17 protein-coding genes are annotated in these 18,805 nt (G+C 35.3%); 16 read left to right on the forward strand and 1 reads right to left on the reverse strand.

Annotation, left to right across the window (positions count from 1 at the left end):
* Positions 1-21 precede the first annotated feature (21 nt).
* From OCU36_RS00945 to OCU36_RS01020, 16 genes are all read left to right on the forward strand, one after another.
* Entirely contained in the window at positions 22-765 is a 744-nt protein-coding gene (locus tag OCU36_RS00945) for a PIG-L deacetylase family protein (protein WP_261838646.1), read from the forward strand.
* Complete coding sequence (locus OCU36_RS00950; RefSeq protein WP_261838647.1) at positions 755-2,473, forward strand: GNAT family N-acetyltransferase; 1,719 nt, start codon at positions 755-757, stop codon at positions 2,471-2,473. The genes OCU36_RS00945 and OCU36_RS00950 overlap by 11 nt, the downstream gene beginning before the upstream one ends.
* Positions 2,445-3,416 (forward strand): hypothetical protein, encoded by a 972-nt coding sequence (locus tag OCU36_RS00955; RefSeq protein ID WP_261838648.1) that lies wholly within the window; start codon positions 2,445-2,447, stop codon positions 3,414-3,416. Before OCU36_RS00950 ends, OCU36_RS00955 begins: the two co-directional genes overlap by 29 nt.
* Complete coding sequence (locus OCU36_RS00960; protein ID WP_261838649.1) at positions 3,416-4,774, forward strand: RtcB family protein; 1,359 nt, start codon at positions 3,416-3,418, stop codon at positions 4,772-4,774. Before OCU36_RS00955 ends, OCU36_RS00960 begins: the two co-directional genes overlap by 1 nt.
* Before the next feature lie 4 nt (positions 4,775-4,778).
* A complete protein-coding gene (locus tag OCU36_RS00965) occupies positions 4,779-6,089 on the forward strand; it encodes a lipopolysaccharide biosynthesis protein (RefSeq protein ID WP_261838650.1) in 1,311 nt (436 codons plus the stop codon).
* A 44-nt stretch (positions 6,090-6,133) separates the two neighbouring features.
* A complete protein-coding gene (locus OCU36_RS00970) occupies positions 6,134-7,207 on the forward strand; it encodes a glycosyltransferase family 4 protein (protein WP_261838651.1) in 1,074 nt (357 codons plus the stop codon).
* 1 nt (position 7,208) lies between these two features.
* Positions 7,209-8,054, forward strand: a complete 846-nt coding sequence (locus tag OCU36_RS00975; protein WP_261838652.1) for a glycosyltransferase — start codon at positions 7,209-7,211, stop codon at positions 8,052-8,054.
* Entirely contained in the window at positions 8,051-9,115 is a 1,065-nt protein-coding gene (locus tag OCU36_RS00980) for a glycosyltransferase family 4 protein (protein ID WP_261838653.1), read from the forward strand. Before OCU36_RS00975 ends, OCU36_RS00980 begins: the two co-directional genes overlap by 4 nt.
* Positions 9,108-10,232, forward strand: a complete 1,125-nt coding sequence (locus tag OCU36_RS00985; RefSeq protein WP_261838654.1) for a glycosyltransferase — start codon at positions 9,108-9,110, stop codon at positions 10,230-10,232. Before OCU36_RS00980 ends, OCU36_RS00985 begins: the two co-directional genes overlap by 8 nt.
* On the forward strand, positions 10,232-11,359 hold the full coding sequence (locus OCU36_RS00990; RefSeq protein ID WP_261838655.1) for a glycosyltransferase: 1,128 nt from the start codon (positions 10,232-10,234) through the stop codon (positions 11,357-11,359). Before OCU36_RS00985 ends, OCU36_RS00990 begins: the two co-directional genes overlap by 1 nt.
* The gene (locus OCU36_RS00995; protein WP_261838656.1) at positions 11,352-12,770 is read left to right on the forward strand and encodes a mannose-1-phosphate guanylyltransferase/mannose-6-phosphate isomerase; all 1,419 of its coding nucleotides are present in this window, start codon (positions 11,352-11,354) and stop codon (positions 12,768-12,770) included. Before OCU36_RS00990 ends, OCU36_RS00995 begins: the two co-directional genes overlap by 8 nt.
* Before the next feature lies 1 nt (position 12,771).
* Complete coding sequence (locus tag OCU36_RS01000) at positions 12,772-14,214, forward strand: phosphomannomutase (RefSeq protein ID WP_261838657.1); 1,443 nt, start codon at positions 12,772-12,774, stop codon at positions 14,212-14,214.
* A 28-nt stretch (positions 14,215-14,242) separates the two neighbouring features.
* A complete protein-coding gene (gene manA / locus OCU36_RS01005) occupies positions 14,243-15,427 on the forward strand; it encodes a mannose-6-phosphate isomerase, class I (RefSeq protein ID WP_261838658.1) in 1,185 nt (394 codons plus the stop codon).
* A gap of 27 nt (positions 15,428-15,454) precedes the next feature.
* Complete coding sequence (locus OCU36_RS01010) at positions 15,455-16,360, forward strand: ROK family protein (protein WP_261838659.1); 906 nt, start codon at positions 15,455-15,457, stop codon at positions 16,358-16,360.
* Positions 16,361-16,925: 565 nt separating this feature from the next.
* Entirely contained in the window at positions 16,926-17,171 is a 246-nt protein-coding gene (locus OCU36_RS01015) for an Rpn family recombination-promoting nuclease/putative transposase (protein ID WP_261838660.1), read from the forward strand.
* Positions 17,143-17,811, forward strand: coding sequence for an Rpn family recombination-promoting nuclease/putative transposase (locus tag OCU36_RS01020; RefSeq protein WP_261838661.1), 669 nt, complete (start codon positions 17,143-17,145; stop codon positions 17,809-17,811). Before OCU36_RS01015 ends, OCU36_RS01020 begins: the two co-directional genes overlap by 29 nt.
* A 103-nt stretch (positions 17,812-17,914) precedes the next feature.
* Here the strand turns inward: OCU36_RS01020 and OCU36_RS01025 are convergent, their stop codons facing one another.
* On the reverse strand, positions 17,915-18,805 hold the full coding sequence (locus OCU36_RS01025; protein WP_261838662.1) for a nucleotidyl transferase AbiEii/AbiGii toxin family protein: 891 nt from the start codon (positions 18,803-18,805) through the stop codon (positions 17,915-17,917).

Genomic DNA, 18,805 nt, shown 5'->3' on the forward strand with positions numbered 1-18,805 from the left:
TTTATTTTCCAAGGAGCATAAATGAAGTCCTTTTTTAAGAAAAAATTACATAAGATTTATAATAAAACAAAGTACATAAATCTATACAAGTTTATGTATACATCTCTTCAAGAACACCCTGAAGAAATTAATTGCGAAAAATTTTTGGTCATATCCCCTCATCCAGATGATGAAACGATTGGTTGTGGAGGGTTGCTAACCAAATTTCATACATTTGGTAGTGTGATTAGTGTAACAAGTGGTGACTACGGAATTCCCAATGAGGATGCGACAAATACTATAAAAATACGGGAAAAAGAACTAGATAACGCACTTAACTTCCTAGATGTTAGTTATAATATTAAGTTACGAGTAGAAGATGGTAGTTTAAAGAATATATCCGGATACTTAGACAATATTAACTTTGACAACATGAAACTAATATTTATCCCAAGTGTTTTCGAGCACCATCCTGACCATAAAGCAATTGCATGGGAAATAGTCCGTTTAATAAGTAAAGGAAAGCTATCAAAAAAAATAAAAATTTTGATGTATGAAGTTTGGACTCCTCTTCCTAGTTTTAATAAGTTTATCGATATAACTAAAGAGATTGAAATGAAGTTAGAAGCACTTCAACTATTTGAATCACAAGTATCAATAGTCCCTTATCATAAAAAAGTAAAGCTGCTTAATGAATTTCGAGGTCTTGAGGTTGGTTGCGAATCAGCTGAGGTGTATCTTGAAATATCGTATAGTGAACTTAGAGATATTCTCAATGCAAAATAATGATCTTGAACTATTAGTATTCGATAATCCCATTAAAGCTACAGCTAGGTGTAGGAAGAAGAAAATAGTAAAAACAGAAAGCGGAAAAATTATAGTTGAAAAGGCTGAGAATAATACTCAGCTTTTTTATTTAGAAAGAAACTGTGTTTTTGAAAGAAAATTTGCTGCATTAGAATTTATTGAAATCAATACATATAACTCTATCGAAAAAATTAAAAAAAATAAATATGTGACTTACAAATTTTTTGAGAATATAGAGGAAGTGAAATTTGAACAAGCTAGGTTTTATGCGGACAGACTTGCTAGTATTACTAAAAGCGAGTTAAACAAAGAATATTCACTCGAATGTTTGCTAAGCTCTTGGCCGGATAGATATAGAAATATAATTAAACTAACGGATGAATATCAGAAATATAAAGAAGAATTATATTTAGGTAATTATAAAAAATGTGTTCTAGAGCATGGAGATTTTACTAAAAATAATATAGTAAAATTCAATGGTACTATTTATTTAATTGATTTCGAGTTCTCTAGGGAACATCAACCCAATGGATTTGACTTACTGGATCTGTATCGAACGTATGGGAAAAAAGGTGAAATCAATATTGATAACTACAAACTGAACTCATTAAAGTATGATCTTGTAACAAGAGCTAACACTATAGTTGATAGTGATGAAAGTATTATTAGTGTTGGTGTGTTCTCCAGCGATTTAAAATATGCGTGGGAGAAACTAATTCCGTCATCTCTAGAAAAAGTATCTTACAATGGAACATTCACTTGGTGCAGTAAGTGGATTAAATATTTTGGAAATGAATATCAACCCAATATTGTGTTGAGTTTTAAGAATGGTAATCTCCTATCTATAACTCCATTGTATGTATATAAAAACAATCTGAGAGTAATAGGAACATATCCAGATCTTTATGATCAATGTTCTTTTATCTACTCTGATGAAAAATGCTTTAAAGATGCAATTGAATATATCTATAGCCTAAATTTTTCAATAGAAATAAAACACACAAATACATCGCTTAAAAGTTATGCAATCATTTATTCATTTTTGTATAGTAGTAATATTACATATAAATCTTTTATTTCTGATGTGATTCCTTTAATTAATAAAAGCACTTTTAAATTAAAGAAGAAACAAAGAGATGATAAGAAGAGAAATATAAATAACCTTAAGTTAAGAGAAAATCTGGACTCTAAATTTGAGTATCAAGATATAAGTGATAATGTTATAGAAGAATTAGTTGAATTACATAAATCACGTTGGAATGGAGGTCCTTTTGATGATATACCGAAACTAAAGCAATTCTTAATTGACATCTCAAAAAGTGATTTATCAATAATATCAACGCTTTACTTCGGTAGTAAAAAAACAGCGATACATTTTGCTTACGTAAATACTGACGGCTCGATAACATCTGCGATACCATCGTATTCTACGCATTATTCAAGTTACTCTCCAGGAAAAATCTTAATCCAATCTTTAATTGAAAAAAGTATAGAAGACGAGGTTTCTATTGATTTTGGTAGAGGTGCAGAAGTATATAAATCTTGGTTTGCTAATGATAGTCAAACTTTAGCAAATATAAATATATACCAATGCAATTCATTACAAAAAATAAGAGAGAAATTTAATTTTAAAATGGAGATTATAATTGAAAAACTGTATGCAAATTTACGTACCATTATTAGGTAATATTATCATTACAATTAATGATAAAAATCTATATGAGTTTTCTAAGAGACAGTTTTATGCTTACTTAAAAAGTGAAGAATATACTGATAATGAAGGTAATGATATTAGTTTTTCTTTTAATTTAGACTCCAAGTATAAACAATACTTTTTATCAGAAGAAGATATAAGCTTCTCTAAGAATTCTAATTATAAGGATAACGTTTTTACAATTGTAAAAAAATACAGAGCAAAAAATAAGAAGTTCCAATTTTATTTTGATAAAGATAAATACATTTGTAATGTAAATGTAAGTTCGGTCAAAGCTTTTGAGTATGTTAAATTTAGAGCCAAAGGGTATTCTTATCTCCATAATAGGTTTTATGAAGAAGTATTAAGTCCTATTATTGCAACTTATTCTATCCATAGTGATTTCTTTTTGACTCATTCAGCTCTTATTACGAAAGACAATCGAAATATTATGCTGTATGGATTAGATGGTGTAGGGAAAAGTACGATTGTAGAACATTTGGTTGAACTTGGATGGAACGTTGAAGCTGACAATTTAGTCTTGTTCAATGGAGAAATGGGTATAGGACTTAACTTACCTATTAGAGTTTCCCGAAATTGTTCAGTCTCCAAAAATATGCATGTTATTTTCATGGATGAAAAAATCAAAGAGTTAGGTACTATAAAAGCAAACAACGAACAACAGATAGTCACTGAAATGTATCAGTTGGTAATGTCTGATAAAATAATTAACCGAAAAATCAACAATTGCTGTTTAGATGTTCTAATTATTTCTAATGGAGCTCCAGAGGTTAATATGATGAACTCTTTTATATCTGATTTTCGACTTTTTTCAGGTTCTAGTTCTAGTTCTAAAATAAACCATAATATAAAACAACATCTTCTGTGTAATATTAAAAATAATATAGAAGTAACGATGAAGGAGCTTGTAAAGTAATGAAGTATTTTTTGAATGAAAAATTAATCCCTGATGATGGAAGCAAAAAAGTACTGAGTGATTTGGAACGAAAAGTTAAAAAGGAAAATATAGAGATAAGTGTTTTTCCAGATATTCACTATAAGAAAGGATCGAGTGTTACAAATGGTTTATTGACTAAGAGTAAAAATAGAATATTAACCTCTATGCTCGGCGTTACTAATTGTGGATTTACTTTTGGAAAAATCGAATCAAGTGAATTGGACGATCAAGCGATCTTAAGCATGTCCAAAAGTTATTCTAAAAAACTTGAAAGTTATTCAAAGAAAATAAAATTTTCTAAGGAAGATATTTCGAACATGTTTGTCGAATATGCTTTAAAGGAATTAGATAAAGACCCTAGTTTAAAGGATGTTTTTGGTTTGCAAACTAAAGAGGATATTGAAATTGAGTTCAATAGGTTGATCCCTAAAAAAATAATAAAAGCAGCTCAAGTTAGTCTTGGTACTTTAGGAGGCGGTAACCACTTTTTTGAAATTCAGAAAGCTCAAGAAGTCTACCAAAAAGATTCGCGTTTGAATACTGGAGATTATGTTTATATTCTTCACTCGGACTCGATAGCTGTTGGGAATTTAATCCAAATATATTATTCAAATTTAAATGAGTTATGGTACTTAAAGGGTCTTAAAAGGCTTATATCGCTTTCTGTCTATAGAATGAGACAATTGAGTTACTTCGGGTTTAAAACAAAAACATTGTTCTCAGACTTTAAAAATACTACTAAGTTGATTTATGGGAAAGATCCCCATCGCTGTATTTCTTCTGAATCTATTGTCGGACAAAACTTACTCAAGTCCTATTTTTTTGCCTCTATATTTGGTGAAATGAATCGAGATATGATTGTCTCTGAGTTTTTTAACTCTGCACGATCTTCAAATGGTAAAATATCTGACCTTAGATTTGGAAGTCATAGCCATGATTCTATTTCGGTAGAAATTTACGATGGTCAAAGTTTTATTGTGCAACGTAATGGTGTGCAGCACCTAAAAGATTCCAGCCTGTTTGCTTTACCCGGCGCGTTAGGTACCGAGTCTTATATTATGGCTAACCCTCATAATTATTCAGCTTACAGATCTTCTAACCATGGCGTTGGTAGAATAATGGATAAACATGTAGCAAAAGGTGCATTTAGTGAGAGCGCTACGATTGAAAAGTTGAATAGAACAGGTATCAAGATTTTTAAAGTGGGTAGTGGTAGTATTTCTGAGCAAGATCCTGATGCTTTTAAGGATGTTGAGCAGGTTGTTAAAGAGATGGAGCATCAAAGCTTGGGTAATAGGTTTGCAAGACTATTTCCAATATGTTCATTAAAGGGTTAGCAAAGTGAACAAAAGTTTTTTTGTGTCTTTTGGAGTTGTTACATTAACGTTAGTAATAGAGAAGCTTACTGGGTTAATCTTTACACCTTTCCTTTCCAAAGTTCTCGATAAATCGGAATTTGGTCAACTCGCAACCGCTTACACATTGGCTTCCTTCGTATTATTATTTGTTATTAATGGGCAGAACAGCGCTCTTTTTAGAGAGTTGAGTTTATGGAATAAATCATTTAAGTTTGATTACTTAGAATTTAAAGTTTACAAACTTTGTTTTTTGTCATTGTTTATAGTTAATACATTAGCTTTTGCTAACTATTTTTTGTCTTATTCGAGTGAGTATTTGAACGTCGATGAGCTTATATTGTTAACAGCAATTGTGAGTGTTACTTTTGGGTTCCTATACCAGATTAAAACTTCGTTGTGGGTAATTGAAGGCAAGCATCTTAAAATTATGCTTATCGCTTGTTTTAGATTTCTGTTAATTATGTCCTCATTTTTTTTGATATATAATTTTAACGATGCTTTATTTGCAAGGCAAATAAGTGAAATATTATTTAATGTGTTTTTTGTTACTTGTGTAATATATTCATTTTATAGAAAAAAGATATATAGAAATCCGTCATTAAATAAAAGTGAGTTAAACGAGATAACTAAAGGTTGCTTTTCATATGGATGGGTAATTCAATTTAGCCAAATTGGGTTTTGGGTTATCTCATCAAGTGATAGATTGATAATTAGCGCATATTTAGGCGCTGGCGAAGTTGCCGACTATACTATAATGATGTATCTGTTAGTATTTAGTTTCGTAATAGGAAGCTTTAATACTGTGCTCTCTTCTCACTATAATAAATGTTTCTTGCAAGGACTCGATTATGACAAGCTCATTTTATTGTCAATCACTCTTGGCGCGGTATTGTATCTGCCATTTCGGTATATTATAGATTTAAACAGTCTTCGACTGGTAACACTCTATAGCTCTTTAGAGTATAAAGATGTTTCAAAAAATATAGTGCTAGTTGTGGATGTGTTATTTTTATACTTCCTTTACATATGTGTTTCAAGAGGCCTTCATGCAAGTAAATCGTCCTCTAAGATTCTTTACTTGACAATTGTTGGTGCACTTTTTAACTTTTTGATAAACATCTTTTTCGTTGAACAGTATGGTTATATTATAGGCGCATACTCATCTATGATTAGCTATGTATTAATGATTTTCGGTGCATTACTATTTAACTATAAATTAGGTATTGATCAAAGGCTTTCATTATCAGCCTGCTTAATATCTCTATTTATGTTCGGCTTATCCAACTTGATATGAAAGCTTATAATAAAATTTAAGTTTGCATACATTATTTGACGATTATGAAAAAAATTACATTTGTTTGTGCTCGTTTCCACCCTGATGTAGGAGGGGTGGAAAAGCATGTTTTAGAGTTATCAAGACAATTCACTTTAGATGGTTATAAGGTTACTGTAATAACTGTTACTAAAAATGAAAATGCTAGAAGAAATGAAAACTATGAAGGGATTAATATTATAAGAATTCTAGCTGGAAGAGATGGCATTATCAATCGATTGTATGTAAATTTTGAATTTTTGCGTTTAATTAAAGTTATAATTAAATCCGATTACGTTCATTTTCATGATTACTTTACAATCTGGGGATGGAATTTGCTATCTGTTCTTATGGCAAAGGCTATTTTTAAAAAGAAAATATATGTTACCTTCCATGGTTGGGAAGGAACTTTCCCACCTAGAAAAAGCGTTATTTTCAAAAGAAAAATTATTAATGAATTTTGTGATGGTTCTATTTCTATCGGACATTTTATAGAAAAATGGTATAGTACGACCTCTGATGTTGTCTCTTATGGAGCAACGAGCTTTACCTGTCTAGAGCATAAAAAAAAATCATATCCATTAGAAAAAAACGATGTAATAAAACTGTTATTTATCGGTAGGTTAGAGCCTGATACGGGTATTAGAGAGTATTTGGAGCAAATTTCCAATATTAGAGATACTAATGTTATAGTGGATATTTGTGGTGACGGTTCTTTACGTGATGAAGTGTTAGAATTTATTAGCAAGTCCGGAAAAAAACGAGTAATTAATTATCATGGTTTTGTTAAAGATATCGAAAGTTATATAGATAACTGTGATTTTGTTTTAACATCTGGATACCTAGGAATTCTTGAAAGCTTTGCTAGGAAAAAGTTAGTAATATCAGTGTATGACAATGAGCTAAAGCATGATTATCTCAGAATGATTCCAAATTCTCAGTCCATGCTATATATTTGTAATGCTAAGAAAACTCTTAATAATGCTTTGTTTTTAAATCAATTGGAAAAACAAAAAATGATAGAAACAGCATATGAGTTCTCATCGAATCATTCTTGGGATTCAATGCGGAAAAATTATTTAGAACTTTGGGAGAGGTAGTTTGTTTTCTTTAATCTGTACTGTTTATAATGAGCAGGAAAATATTGAGTCTTTCTTAGATAGTTACTTAAATCAGAGTTTAAAAGCTGACGAATTTATTATAGTGGATGGTGGGTCTACTGATGATACGGTAAAAATTTTAGAGAGATTTAGTAATACCTATGCTAAATTAAATATTAGAATAATTGTAGACTCTCTCTGTAACAAAAAACATTCTTCTGCTCCAATATCTCGAGGTAGAAATGTTGCTATAAAAAATACCAGGCATGAAATCATAGTTACTACTGACGCTGGTTGTACGCTAGACCCTTTTTGGTTTGAGACTTTAATAAAGCCTTATCTGGAAAAGGAATCGAACATACTGTGTACTGGCGGTGTTTATGAATCAATAACAACGACAGACTTTTCCGTTTGGTATTCAAGAAATTTCATGCCGAAAGAAGAGGACTTTAAACTTAGCAGTTTTCTTCCTTCTTCACGAAACTTTTCGTTTAGAAAAGAACTCTGGGAAAAGGTCGATGGCTATCCATTAGGTTCTTTCGCTGGTGAAGATACAAAGTTTGTTCTTGATATTCTTAAGTTAGGAGTAGATATCAAAATGACAGATGCCTTGGTCCTATGGGAATGTCCCCGTGATATTGAAGAGGCGCGAGTAAAGCATTTCAACTATGCACTTGGTGACGGTTTTCATAAACAGTATTACGGCAAGTATTTTTTTTCCACTTTAAAGTTACCGTTGATATATATTCTAAGTATGTTTTGTAAAGGATATCGTGTAAAAAGAAAGCTGTCCTCTAAAATTGTTTTGGGGTTCTGGTGCGGCGTTTTTGAGAGGATTAACCGATGATTAAGGTTAAGTTATTTTCTGATTATCCATATTCTGTCGCTTTTGGTGGTAAAGAGGTGCAGTCTATTCAGTATCTTAACTCTCTTTCAAGTTCCATCGACGTTTCATTTTTAGACTATTACAAAAAGGACGATTTGAAAGAAGTTGATATATTACATTTGTTCGGACATTCTTCCTCATATTTAAACTTAATAAAGCATGTAAAAAGTAAATATCCAAAGATCAAAATAGTAGTTAGCCCTACTTTTTTTACAGAAAAGTGTTTTTCATATCGTATTGCTTCCCTTATTGGTAAAAAGCTCCCATTTTCTAACCTATTCAGAGACTTAAATAAAATAAGTTCTTTGGCTGACAAGGTGATCGTAAATTCAGAGCCTGAAAAAAAACAATTTTGCTCATATTTCTCAGGAAATGCCGATATAGTTAAAGTTTTGTTTAACGGAGTAGAGGATGAGTTTTTATCCAAGGAAAACGTTGATGTAAATTACAAAGATTTCATTCAATCTCTCGATAAGTTTATACTGGCAGTCGGTTTTTTTGATGAAAGGAAAAATACTAATAATCTAATAAAATCTTTTTTAAAATCTCAAGCAAGTTTGGACTCAAAATTAGTATTAGTTGGAGAACCAAGGTTTGCTGAGCTTGCTAACAAAACTGAGTTTGACGAACTTGTAGCTACGCACAAAGATAAAGTGATTCTTACAGGATTGCTTGATAGAAAGTCTTCACTACTGTCATGGCTTTACCGACACTCGGAGTTTCACATCCTTCCAAGTAAACTTGAAACGCCAGGGATTTCTAACATTGAAGCTTTAATGTATGGGAAGAATATAATTGTCGGTGATTGCGGACCTGTACGTTCATACTTTGCTAATATGGCGACTTACTGCGATTCCAATAGCGTAGAGTCTATCACTTCATCAATAGACAAGTTACTCCATAAGAAAGAGCATTCTGATGAAGTATTAAAAAAATACGCGAAGGATAACTTTTCCATGAACTCAATATCAAGAGAATTACTACGCGTTTACTTACAATTAGCTCGAGGTTTTAATGAATAATAAAAAAAAAGCACTTTTTATTACAGACGAAGACTTAAGCTTGAATACTGGAGGGGTTATTTATGTTCGACAAGTAATTCATGCTCTCTCCGACTGTTTTTACAATGTTAAAGTGTTTTCTGTTAATTCTGAATATCAAGAATATTCTATTAAAAGAACTCTTGTGAGAGATATAACTTCTCGTTTAATTTTCCATCCATCAGTCAGTGTCTTCTCTGTTTTTAAAGTTTTACGCTGTTTGTCTGATGTTAATGAGGTATATTTTCATTCGGGTAAGCATTGGTTTCTATTGTTGCTAATTAATTTATTTTATAAAAATATAAAAGTAACCTGTATTTCTGATAATATAGAATTTGATCTCTTTTCTATTAATGAACGTTCTTCATTTGCTCGTCGTGCCGTTAATCTTGTTGAAAAGGGCATTAGGTTTGTCTCTGAATCATTATCTTATCGATTGTCAGATAAAGTAACTTTTATAACAAATGATGATTTTGGACGAGCTTGTGAAATTTACAGGTTAAATCGAGAAAGAAATATACTCCCAATCTCTGTCCCTTTAAGAAATAACCTATTCTCAAAAAAAACTTTTGAAACAGGATTGTTTACGGGCTCTTTTGCCTTTAAACCGAATTATGAAGCTTTATCTATCTTACTTAAACAGTATTTAAATCTGAAAAAGTTTGGTGTCAAAGTGATAGTGTCTGGATATAAATTGAGTGATGTGGTTTCTAAAAATCAAATGAAAGAATATGCAGATGTATTCATCTTTGTTTGTTCTCCAGATAAAGAAAAAATGAATGAAATTTTTCAGGATTCAGATTTTTTTATATCCCCCGTTATATCTGGTAGCGGAATGAAAACTAAGGTTGCAGAGAGCTTAAGTTACGGCCTTCCTGTTTTGGGAACTACGCATAGCTTTATAGGGTATAGTAAGGCTCTCGAAACCAATAGTAGATGGTTGCGTTTTTTAGGGGACGGCTGTGAGAATCTAGTAGAAGAAATTGTTTATTTTAGAAATAATAATTATACATTTAAAGATTTTAAGGAATTAAGGGAAATCCAAGAAAATGAATATTCTTTTAATTCTATTAAAGATAACTTAGTAGGTGGTTTATAGTGAAAGTCCTTCAATTGGCGAAGTATTTCCCTCCTTTTTATGGTGGCATTGAAACTATTACATATGATCTTTATAAACATACGAACGAGTCAATGGAAAATATTGATATGGATGTCATTTATTGTAAGAAAGATATTGACAATGGTAGTGTTTTTTCAAGTTTGGGCGGAAGTTTATTTTCTAGTAACATTCTATTCACTATTTTGTCTACTCCTTTTTCAAAAGAATATTTGGAACACTGGATTGAAGTAAGAAACGACTACGATATAGTTCATGTTCATTTTCCAAATCCGATGGCTGCGTTTTGTTTGTTTTTTTTTCCAACTAAAGCAAAGGTAATTATTCATTGGCATAGTGATATATTCAAACAAAAAATTGCAAAAAAATTTTATAACGTTATTCAGAGTTCGGTACTAAAAAAATCTGACATGGTCGTTGCCACATCTCAAAAATATTTGGATAGCTCTCTTGATTTAAAAGGTTTCTATTCAAAATGCGGTGTTATACCCATTGGAGTTAAACGTTTACCACCTCTTCCGAAAGATGTTATTCATAAATATAGATTGGAAAACGATTTTGACGGTAAAAAAATAATATTTTCTCTTGGTAGGTTAACTTATTACAAGGGTTTTGATTTTCTCATTGAAGCCGCTCGATACTTGCCAGATGATTATTTGATCTTAATTGGCGGTGAAGGTGAGCTTAAGCAAAGCTTGATTGATAAGATTGAATCTGTTGGTGTTTCTAATAGAGTAAAGCTTCTTGGGAGACTAACGGATGAAGAGCTTAATGTATACTTCAACATATCTGACGTTTTTTGTTTGCCTTCAGTACATCGCTCTGAGGCCTTCGGCTTGGTTCAAGCAGAAGCAATGAGTCTCGGGAAACCCGTAGTTTCAACTGATATTGTTGGTTCTGGTGTTAGTTGGGTTAATAAACATGGATACTCTGGCATTGTTGTTCCACCTCAAAATTCACAACTCCTTGCTAAAGGTTTCTTAGACATTTTCGACAATTACAACATGTTTTCATTTGAAGCGAAAAAGCGTTATGAAAACCATTTTACGGTTGATAAAATGCTTTCTTCCTTTGAAGCACTATATTTTGAGTTAAAAAACAATGAATAATTCAATTCTTCCTATTATTATGGCCGGCGGATCTGGGTCGCGTCTATGGCCTATGTCTCGTACTCAACATCCTAAGCAGTTTCTACCACTCATAAATAATACCTCCATGTTACAAGATACAATCAGTCGTTTAGAAGGGTTAACTCATCTTCCTGTATCTTTAATATGTAATGAGGAGCATCGTTTTTTAGCTGCAGAGCAACTGCGCTCTCATAGCTTTGAACATTCAGGTATTATTTTGGAGCCATTTGGAAGAAATACCGCTCCGGCAGTAGCTTTGGCTGCATTTAGAGCCATCGAAGGAGATCAAGACCCTGTACTTCTAGTTTTGGCTGCAGACCATCTTATCAAACATGACAACATCTTTCGCGCAACGGTAGATAAGGCAATCCCTTTAGCTGAAGCAGGTAAGCTTGTCACATTTGGTATTGTTCCCTCTAACCCGGAAACAGGTTATGGTTACATCCGTAGGGGTAACAAATTACCTGGGCATGATGCGTATTCGGTTGACGCGTTTGTAGAGAAGCCTGAGCTATCTGTTGCAAAACAGTATCTAAACGATGGTTGTTACTACTGGAATAGTGGAATGTTTATGTTCAAGGCTTCTCGTTATTTGGAGGAGCTTGAGAAGTTTCGTCCAGATATCCTAGATGCAGTAAAGAGCGCATATTCAGGTGCCTATAACGATCTAGACTTTATTCGTCTTGATGAAGAAGCATTTAAGAAGTGTCCCGATGAGTCCATTGATTATGCAGTTATGGAAAGAACAAGTGATGCTATTGTATGTCCCTTGGATGCAGGATGGAGTGATGTTGGTGCTTGGTCATCTTTGTGGGAAGTTAGTGAACAAGATGAGCAACGCAATGTGATTCGTGGAGATGTATTGGTTGACGACTCACAACGTTGCTATATTAATTCTTCCAGCCGACTAGTTGCGGCAGTAGGTGTTAAGGATTTAGTTATTGTTGATACCAAAGATGCTGTATTAGTAGCTCATCGAGATAAAGTGCAAGATGTTAAGAACATTGTATCTAATTTAAAAGCTGAAGGTCGCACTGAGTTCCAACATCATCGTGATGTGTATCGCCCTTGGGGAATGCATGATCATGTTGCGGATGGAGAGCGTTATCATGTTAAGAAAGTAGTTGTAAAGCCAGGAGGTAAGACAGCGACTCAGATTCATCATCACCGAGCTGAACACTGGGTTGTGGTATCAGGGACAGCAAGGGTATATAACGGGAATGATCATTATTTAGTTATCGAGAACGAGTCTACGTTTATTCCTGTTGGAGCGCCTCATTCATTTGAAAATCCAGGAGTTGTTCCTCTTGAATTGATAGAGGTTCGTACAGGTTCATATTTACAAGAAGATGATGTTGTTAGAGTGGACGAAGGTGGTGAGGGGTACTGATATGGCTGACTTAGTATGTGTAAGTTCAAAAGTAATAAAGGACTCCGGTATTCAATTTGGTACCAGTGGTGCGCGTGGTTTAGTTGAACAGTTTACATCAGATGTTTGTGTTGCCTTCGCTTATGCTTTTATTGAGGTAATAAAAAAAGAGTTTGATTTTGACTCTGTAGCAGTAGCTATAGATAATCGACCAAGTAGTCCTGAGATGGCAGGCCATATAATTAACGCTATTAAATCAATGGGCTATGGTGATATTTATTATGGTGTAGTGCCGACGCCTGCTCTTGCTTATACTGCAATGCAGGATAACATTCCATGTATTATGATCACAGGTAGTCATATTCCTTTTGATCGCAATGGTATTAAGTTTTACCGCCCAGATGGTGAAATTACTAAATCCGACGAAAAAGCTATTTTGAATGCAGAAGTTGAATTTTCCCCAGTGGTTGAACTGCCAGAGTTGGAAACAAGCGCATTTGCTGCCCAAGAATATACTCAACGCTATACGTCTTTATTTGAGGCAAACATGTTGTTAGGTAAGCGCATTGGCATTTATGAGCACTCCAGTGCGGGCCGTGATATTTACGCCGGCTTGTTTAAGTCACTGGGCGCAGAGGTGACTTCTCTTGAACGCACCAATGAATTTGTACCAATCGATACTGAAGCTGTCGCAGAGGTGGATAAGGCTAAAGCAAGAGTATGGTCAAAAGAGCATAACCTCGATTTCATCTTCTCTACAGATGGTGATGGTGACCGTCCACTCGTCGCTGATGAGAATGGTGAGTGGCTACGTGGTGATATTTTAGGGTTGTTGTGCGCTCAAGAGATGGGTATTGACGCTTTGGCAATTCCAGTGAGTTGCAATACGATTATTGAACAATCGAGCGCATTTAAAATGGTATCCAAAACCCAAATTGGTTCGCCGTATGTGATTGCTGAATTTGAGGCTTTGTCTGACAACTTTACTCGTATTGCTGGCTTTGAAGCGAACGGTGGTTTCTTGTTAGGCAGTGATGTTGAAGTCAACGGTCAAATATTAAAAGCATTGCCCACACGTGATGCCGTATTGCCAGCACTGATGCTGTTATCAGCGGCTAAAACTACTTCGATAGCAAAGTTGGTGAACGATTTACCACCGAGATTCAGTCACAGTGACCGTATTCAAAGTTTTGCGACAGAAAAAAGTGTCGCTATTTTGGCTTACGGCACACGTGCTCCCCAATCATTGTTAAGTAATTTGGGTTTTGATGAAACTATTGAAAAAGTAGATACCACCGATGGCCTAAGAATGACGTTATCCAGTGGCGTTATCGTACACCTTCGCCCTTCTGGTAATGCACCAGAGCTTCGCTGTTATGCGGAAGCTGATTCATTGGAAGAGGCGAGTGCGGTGGTTGAATCTGTACTTAGTAAAGTGCAAGACATAACGATTCCAGCTCAATAGAACGAATATCGATACGGTTTCTACCTTTATGATTTATAAACTGAACAACGTCATACAAAACTACGCTTGGGGCAGTTACACCTCACTGAGTTCATTGTTTGGGTTTGAGAACCTGAACAATGAACCTCAAGCCGAGTTATGGATGGGGGCACATCCCAATGGGTGCTCAAAGCTCGCTGAGCTAGATATTACGCTAGCTGAATACATTAAAGAAAATAGTAAGAGCGTATTGGGTGACTATACGGCTAACCGTTATGGGCAACTGCCTTACCTGTTTAAGGTGTTGGCTGCACGTACCCCTTTATCCATCCAAGTACATCCTAATAAGCGCAATTCTGAAATCGGTTTTGAACGAGAGAACGCTCAGGGTATTGCGTTATCTGCAGGTAACCGTAACTACAAAGACTTGAATCACAAGCCTGAGTTGGTGTATGCCGTTACCGTCTATAAGGCGATGAATGGCTTTAGACCTATTATGGATATTATTGCTTTGTTTGATGAGGTGAACATTGAAGTACTGAGCGATGATGTGGCAGCATTAAAACAAGCACCAGACTCACAAGGTTTAAAGGCATTATTTACCAACGTGCTTACCTTAGCAGATGATAAAAAAGACGCTGTACTAGAACAGTTAAGCCGTCATTACGATAGGACTGATTTATCGACAAATGCATTACAAGCGCTAGAGTACAGCCAAAATTTTGCCAATCAGTACCCTGGGGATAATGGGGTCTTAGCGCCTTTACTGCTAAATATTGTCGAGTTACAACCGGGTGAGGCAATGTTCTTACACGCCGAAACGCCCCACGCCTATGTGCAGGGCACTGCGCTAGAAATCATGGCGAGTTCAGACAATGTATTAAGAGCAGGATTGACGCCTAAGCATATCGATGTAGAGCAGTTGATAGAGAATACAGTTTTCGCTTCCATGGAACCGGAACAGCTTAGACTTAAGCCAATTAATCGAGAAGGTTATATTCACTTCCCTATACCGGTTGATGATTTTGGGTTCGACATTTTCAATGTTACTCAGGAGCCGCAAACCATCTTTACGCGCAGTGCAGAAATATTAATGTGCATCGCCGGAGATGCGACGGTTGAGAGCGATACTCAATCGATTCATTTAAATAAAGGTGAGTCTCTCTTTGTGTCTTGTGATAGTCCTCAGTACCAATTAAAAGGTACGGGACAAATAGCACGTGTATACAACTAGGCTTTATCAATGTTATAGGGATGTATTGTGCTTTTAGGACTGGATATTGGCGGAACAAAAATTGAAGGCGTTATTGTATCTCGTAATAGCAATGAGATTCTTCATCGAATTAGAAAACCGACGTTAAAGAATACCTATCACGATTTTTTTCAATCGGTTGCATCTGTAGTCGATGAATTAATGAGCTTGGAAGATGTTGAGTCTATTGGTATTGGGTGCCCAGGGTCCATCAATAAAGTTACTGGGCTAGTTCAAAGAGCAAATATTCTCTGTTTAAACGGAAAGGATTTTTTATCGGACCTAAAGTTAAGCTATCCAACGGTGCCTATTGCGCTAACTAATGATGCAAACTGTCTAGCGATTTCTGAATTTGAAACTGGAGCTGCTCAATTTGCAAAGAACTCTTGCTTGGCCGTTATTTTAGGGACTGGCTGTGGAGGCGGAATTATCATCAATGGCTGCATTGTTGATGGGCAACATGGCTTAGGAGGGGAAATCGGTCACAATCCGTTGCCGCACTTTTCTGAGTTTAAAGATGGAGCGAATACGAAATGTTATTGCGGTGCAAGTAACTGCAATGAACTTTTTGTGTCTGGCTCAGGGTTTGAGAGAACTTGGGCACTTAAACATCACCCTTTGAGCGCGGTTAAAATTTTCCAAAAAGCTGAGCTAGGTGATAAGACGTGTATCGAACACATCGATTTATACTGTGACCAATTAGCACGTCTATTAGCCTCAATAGTTAATATTATTGATCCAGAGGTCATCGTACTCGGAGGTGGCATGTCTAACCAAGATTTAGTCTATCGATTAGTACAGAAAAAAATGACTCAATATACCTTTAGTAAGTCAGTAACGACGCCTGTTGTCAAAGCGAAGCATGGCGATTCTAGCGGAGTACTAGGTGCTGTTTTTTTACCGTTATTAAAATAAGCATTGGAAAGAACTAAAAAAGCGTAGCTCCCAATATTAGTCCTCGAAAGGGAACTGTCTCACCCCATTGGGGCGTGATCCTTGTGATCCTTTTTTCTTCATTAATACAGTAGCCTAAAAAAAACTGTCTCAGGGCTGAGCCGCTTTTGAGACAGTTTTTGTGCCGGATATTATCCCCAATAGGTTGAAAACCAGGAACGATTGGGGGAAGATTTTACGGGATATGCTCATTGCTAAATGAGACAGCAGCCTAAGAAGCTAAAGGCTCATATCAAATTTATTTGTGGGTGAGCTTGGTTGTGAAACTCTCTTACCCATGCTACTCATTGTTTCTCTCACATAGTTCCAATACTCAGGTAGTTGCGCCGTTGGTACGTTAGATGAGTTAGAAACCTTTGCCTCTCATACCAACCGGTCATGGGTGAATAACAAAGCTAAAGTGGCGAACTACTTTCGTTAGCGCTCACATTTTGTTATTTGCACAACTTCAACGCTCTATGTACAATAAACATACTGTTTATAATTACAGTCTCTTCTAATGAAGTGTGGCACGGGAGCGCAATCAATGACCTATCTCACAGACAAGTATCTTAACCCTTTTACCGACTTTGGTTTTAAAAAACTATTTGGTACAGAGGCGAATAAAACCATCTTGATGGACTTCTTAAACACTTTACTTGAAGGTGAAGAGTCGACAATTGTTGACTTAACGTTTATTTCGAACGAGCAGTTAGGCAAGCAGATTATTGATCGTCGAGCGATATTTGATATCTACTGTGAGAATGAAAAAAGGGGAAAAATTCATTGTTGAGCTGCAAAAATCAAAACAGAATTTTTTTAAAGATCGTAGTGTCTTCTACTCCTCTTTTCCTATCCAAGAGCAAGCTCAAAAGGGCAACTGGAACTTTGAACTGAAAGCGATTTACACCATCGCGATCCTAGACTTTGTGTTTGAAGAAGACAAAGCAGAGCAAGATAAGTACTTCTACAAGGTGAAGCTTTCAGATGTAGAGACTCATAAGGTCTTCTACGACAAATTGACGTATATTTACCTTGAAATGCCAAAGTTTACTAAGCAACTTGATGAGTTAGAGAGTCACTTCGAGCGTTGGATGTATGTATTCAAAAACCTAGACTCGCTTGAGAGTTATCCAGAATCTTTGTCTGAGGGGGTTTTTAAGTCGCTATTTGAAGAAGCTGAATTAGCCCAACTACCACCAGAGAGACAAAGGGAATATGAAAATAGCCTAAAGTATTATCGAGACTTAAATAACGTGATTGATACTGCTTTTGATGATGGTAAGGCCGAAGGGCATGCGGAAGGACATGCTGAGGGGCTTGCTCAAGGTAAGTTAGATATTGCCCGTAATTTGCTAGATATTCTGGACAATGAAACAATTGTGTTAAAAACTGGCTTAACAGAGTCTCAGGTTGATCAACTTAGGCAATAAAAGACAGTATCCCTTCGAAGCAAAAAATAAAGGACATGAACGATTGGGGGAAGGTTTTACGGGGTATACTCATTGCTAAATGAGACAGCAACCTAAGATAAAGCTAAAGGCTCATATCAAATTTATTTGTGGGTGAGCTTGGTTGTGAAACTCTCTTACCCATGTTACTGATTGTTTCTCTCACATAGTCCCAATACTCAGGTACATCAAGCGTTTTTGCTTGCAATGTTTGAGGTACAAATCGACTCATCTCGCTGTTGAAGTCAGCCTTAACTACATCATTTTCAGTTAGGTTTTTCATTTGCCTGCCCAGCGCAATCAAAAAGTCATCACGTTCTTTGTCACGGGCCTCTAGTTTGTTGTTGATTAACTGGTTATTGACCTCAATGCCTCTTTGATTTAGCCACACAATATCCCACACATCACGGGGCTTAATTCGCCTTGCCCTGTATGCTAAAGCAATGAATTTATCAGCTAAAATTTCGTCCATTGTTTGGCAACGGATCAGCATACCTTCTGTTGGTGTGTCGATTCCGTAATGATTTATAGGCACTCGATTTGTCAAATCGAAAGAGGGTAAAGCACAAACATCAATGTGCATTTTCTGTCTGGGCAGATCAGCACGGTTTGGTTCTTTCTCGATGCTGATTTTCCACGATGATGTATTCCCTTGCTTGTCTGGGCTAGGTTTATTGACGTATACAGGTATTTCATATTTCTTTTGCAAAAAGCTCTGTATTTCATCCTCAAGCCCATCAAACATCGATGGCTTAAAATCATGACCACCATTAAAGTCTAAGTCTTCAGATAACCGAGAACTGTTGTAGCAAAGGCGTAGTGAGGTACCGCCAATGAAGGTGAGTCTTTGTAGTGCCCCGTGTTCTGTCATGACATGCAAAATATCATGATGAAGTATCTCTTTTTCGATCACTTCAACAACGGGTGCTAACTCAGGGTTACGTTTTAGAATTTCGTCTATTTTTTGTTTTAGCAT

The sequence above is a fragment of the Vibrio artabrorum genome (assembly GCF_024347295.1).
GTDB classification, from domain to species: domain Bacteria; phylum Pseudomonadota; class Gammaproteobacteria; order Enterobacterales; family Vibrionaceae; genus Vibrio; species Vibrio artabrorum.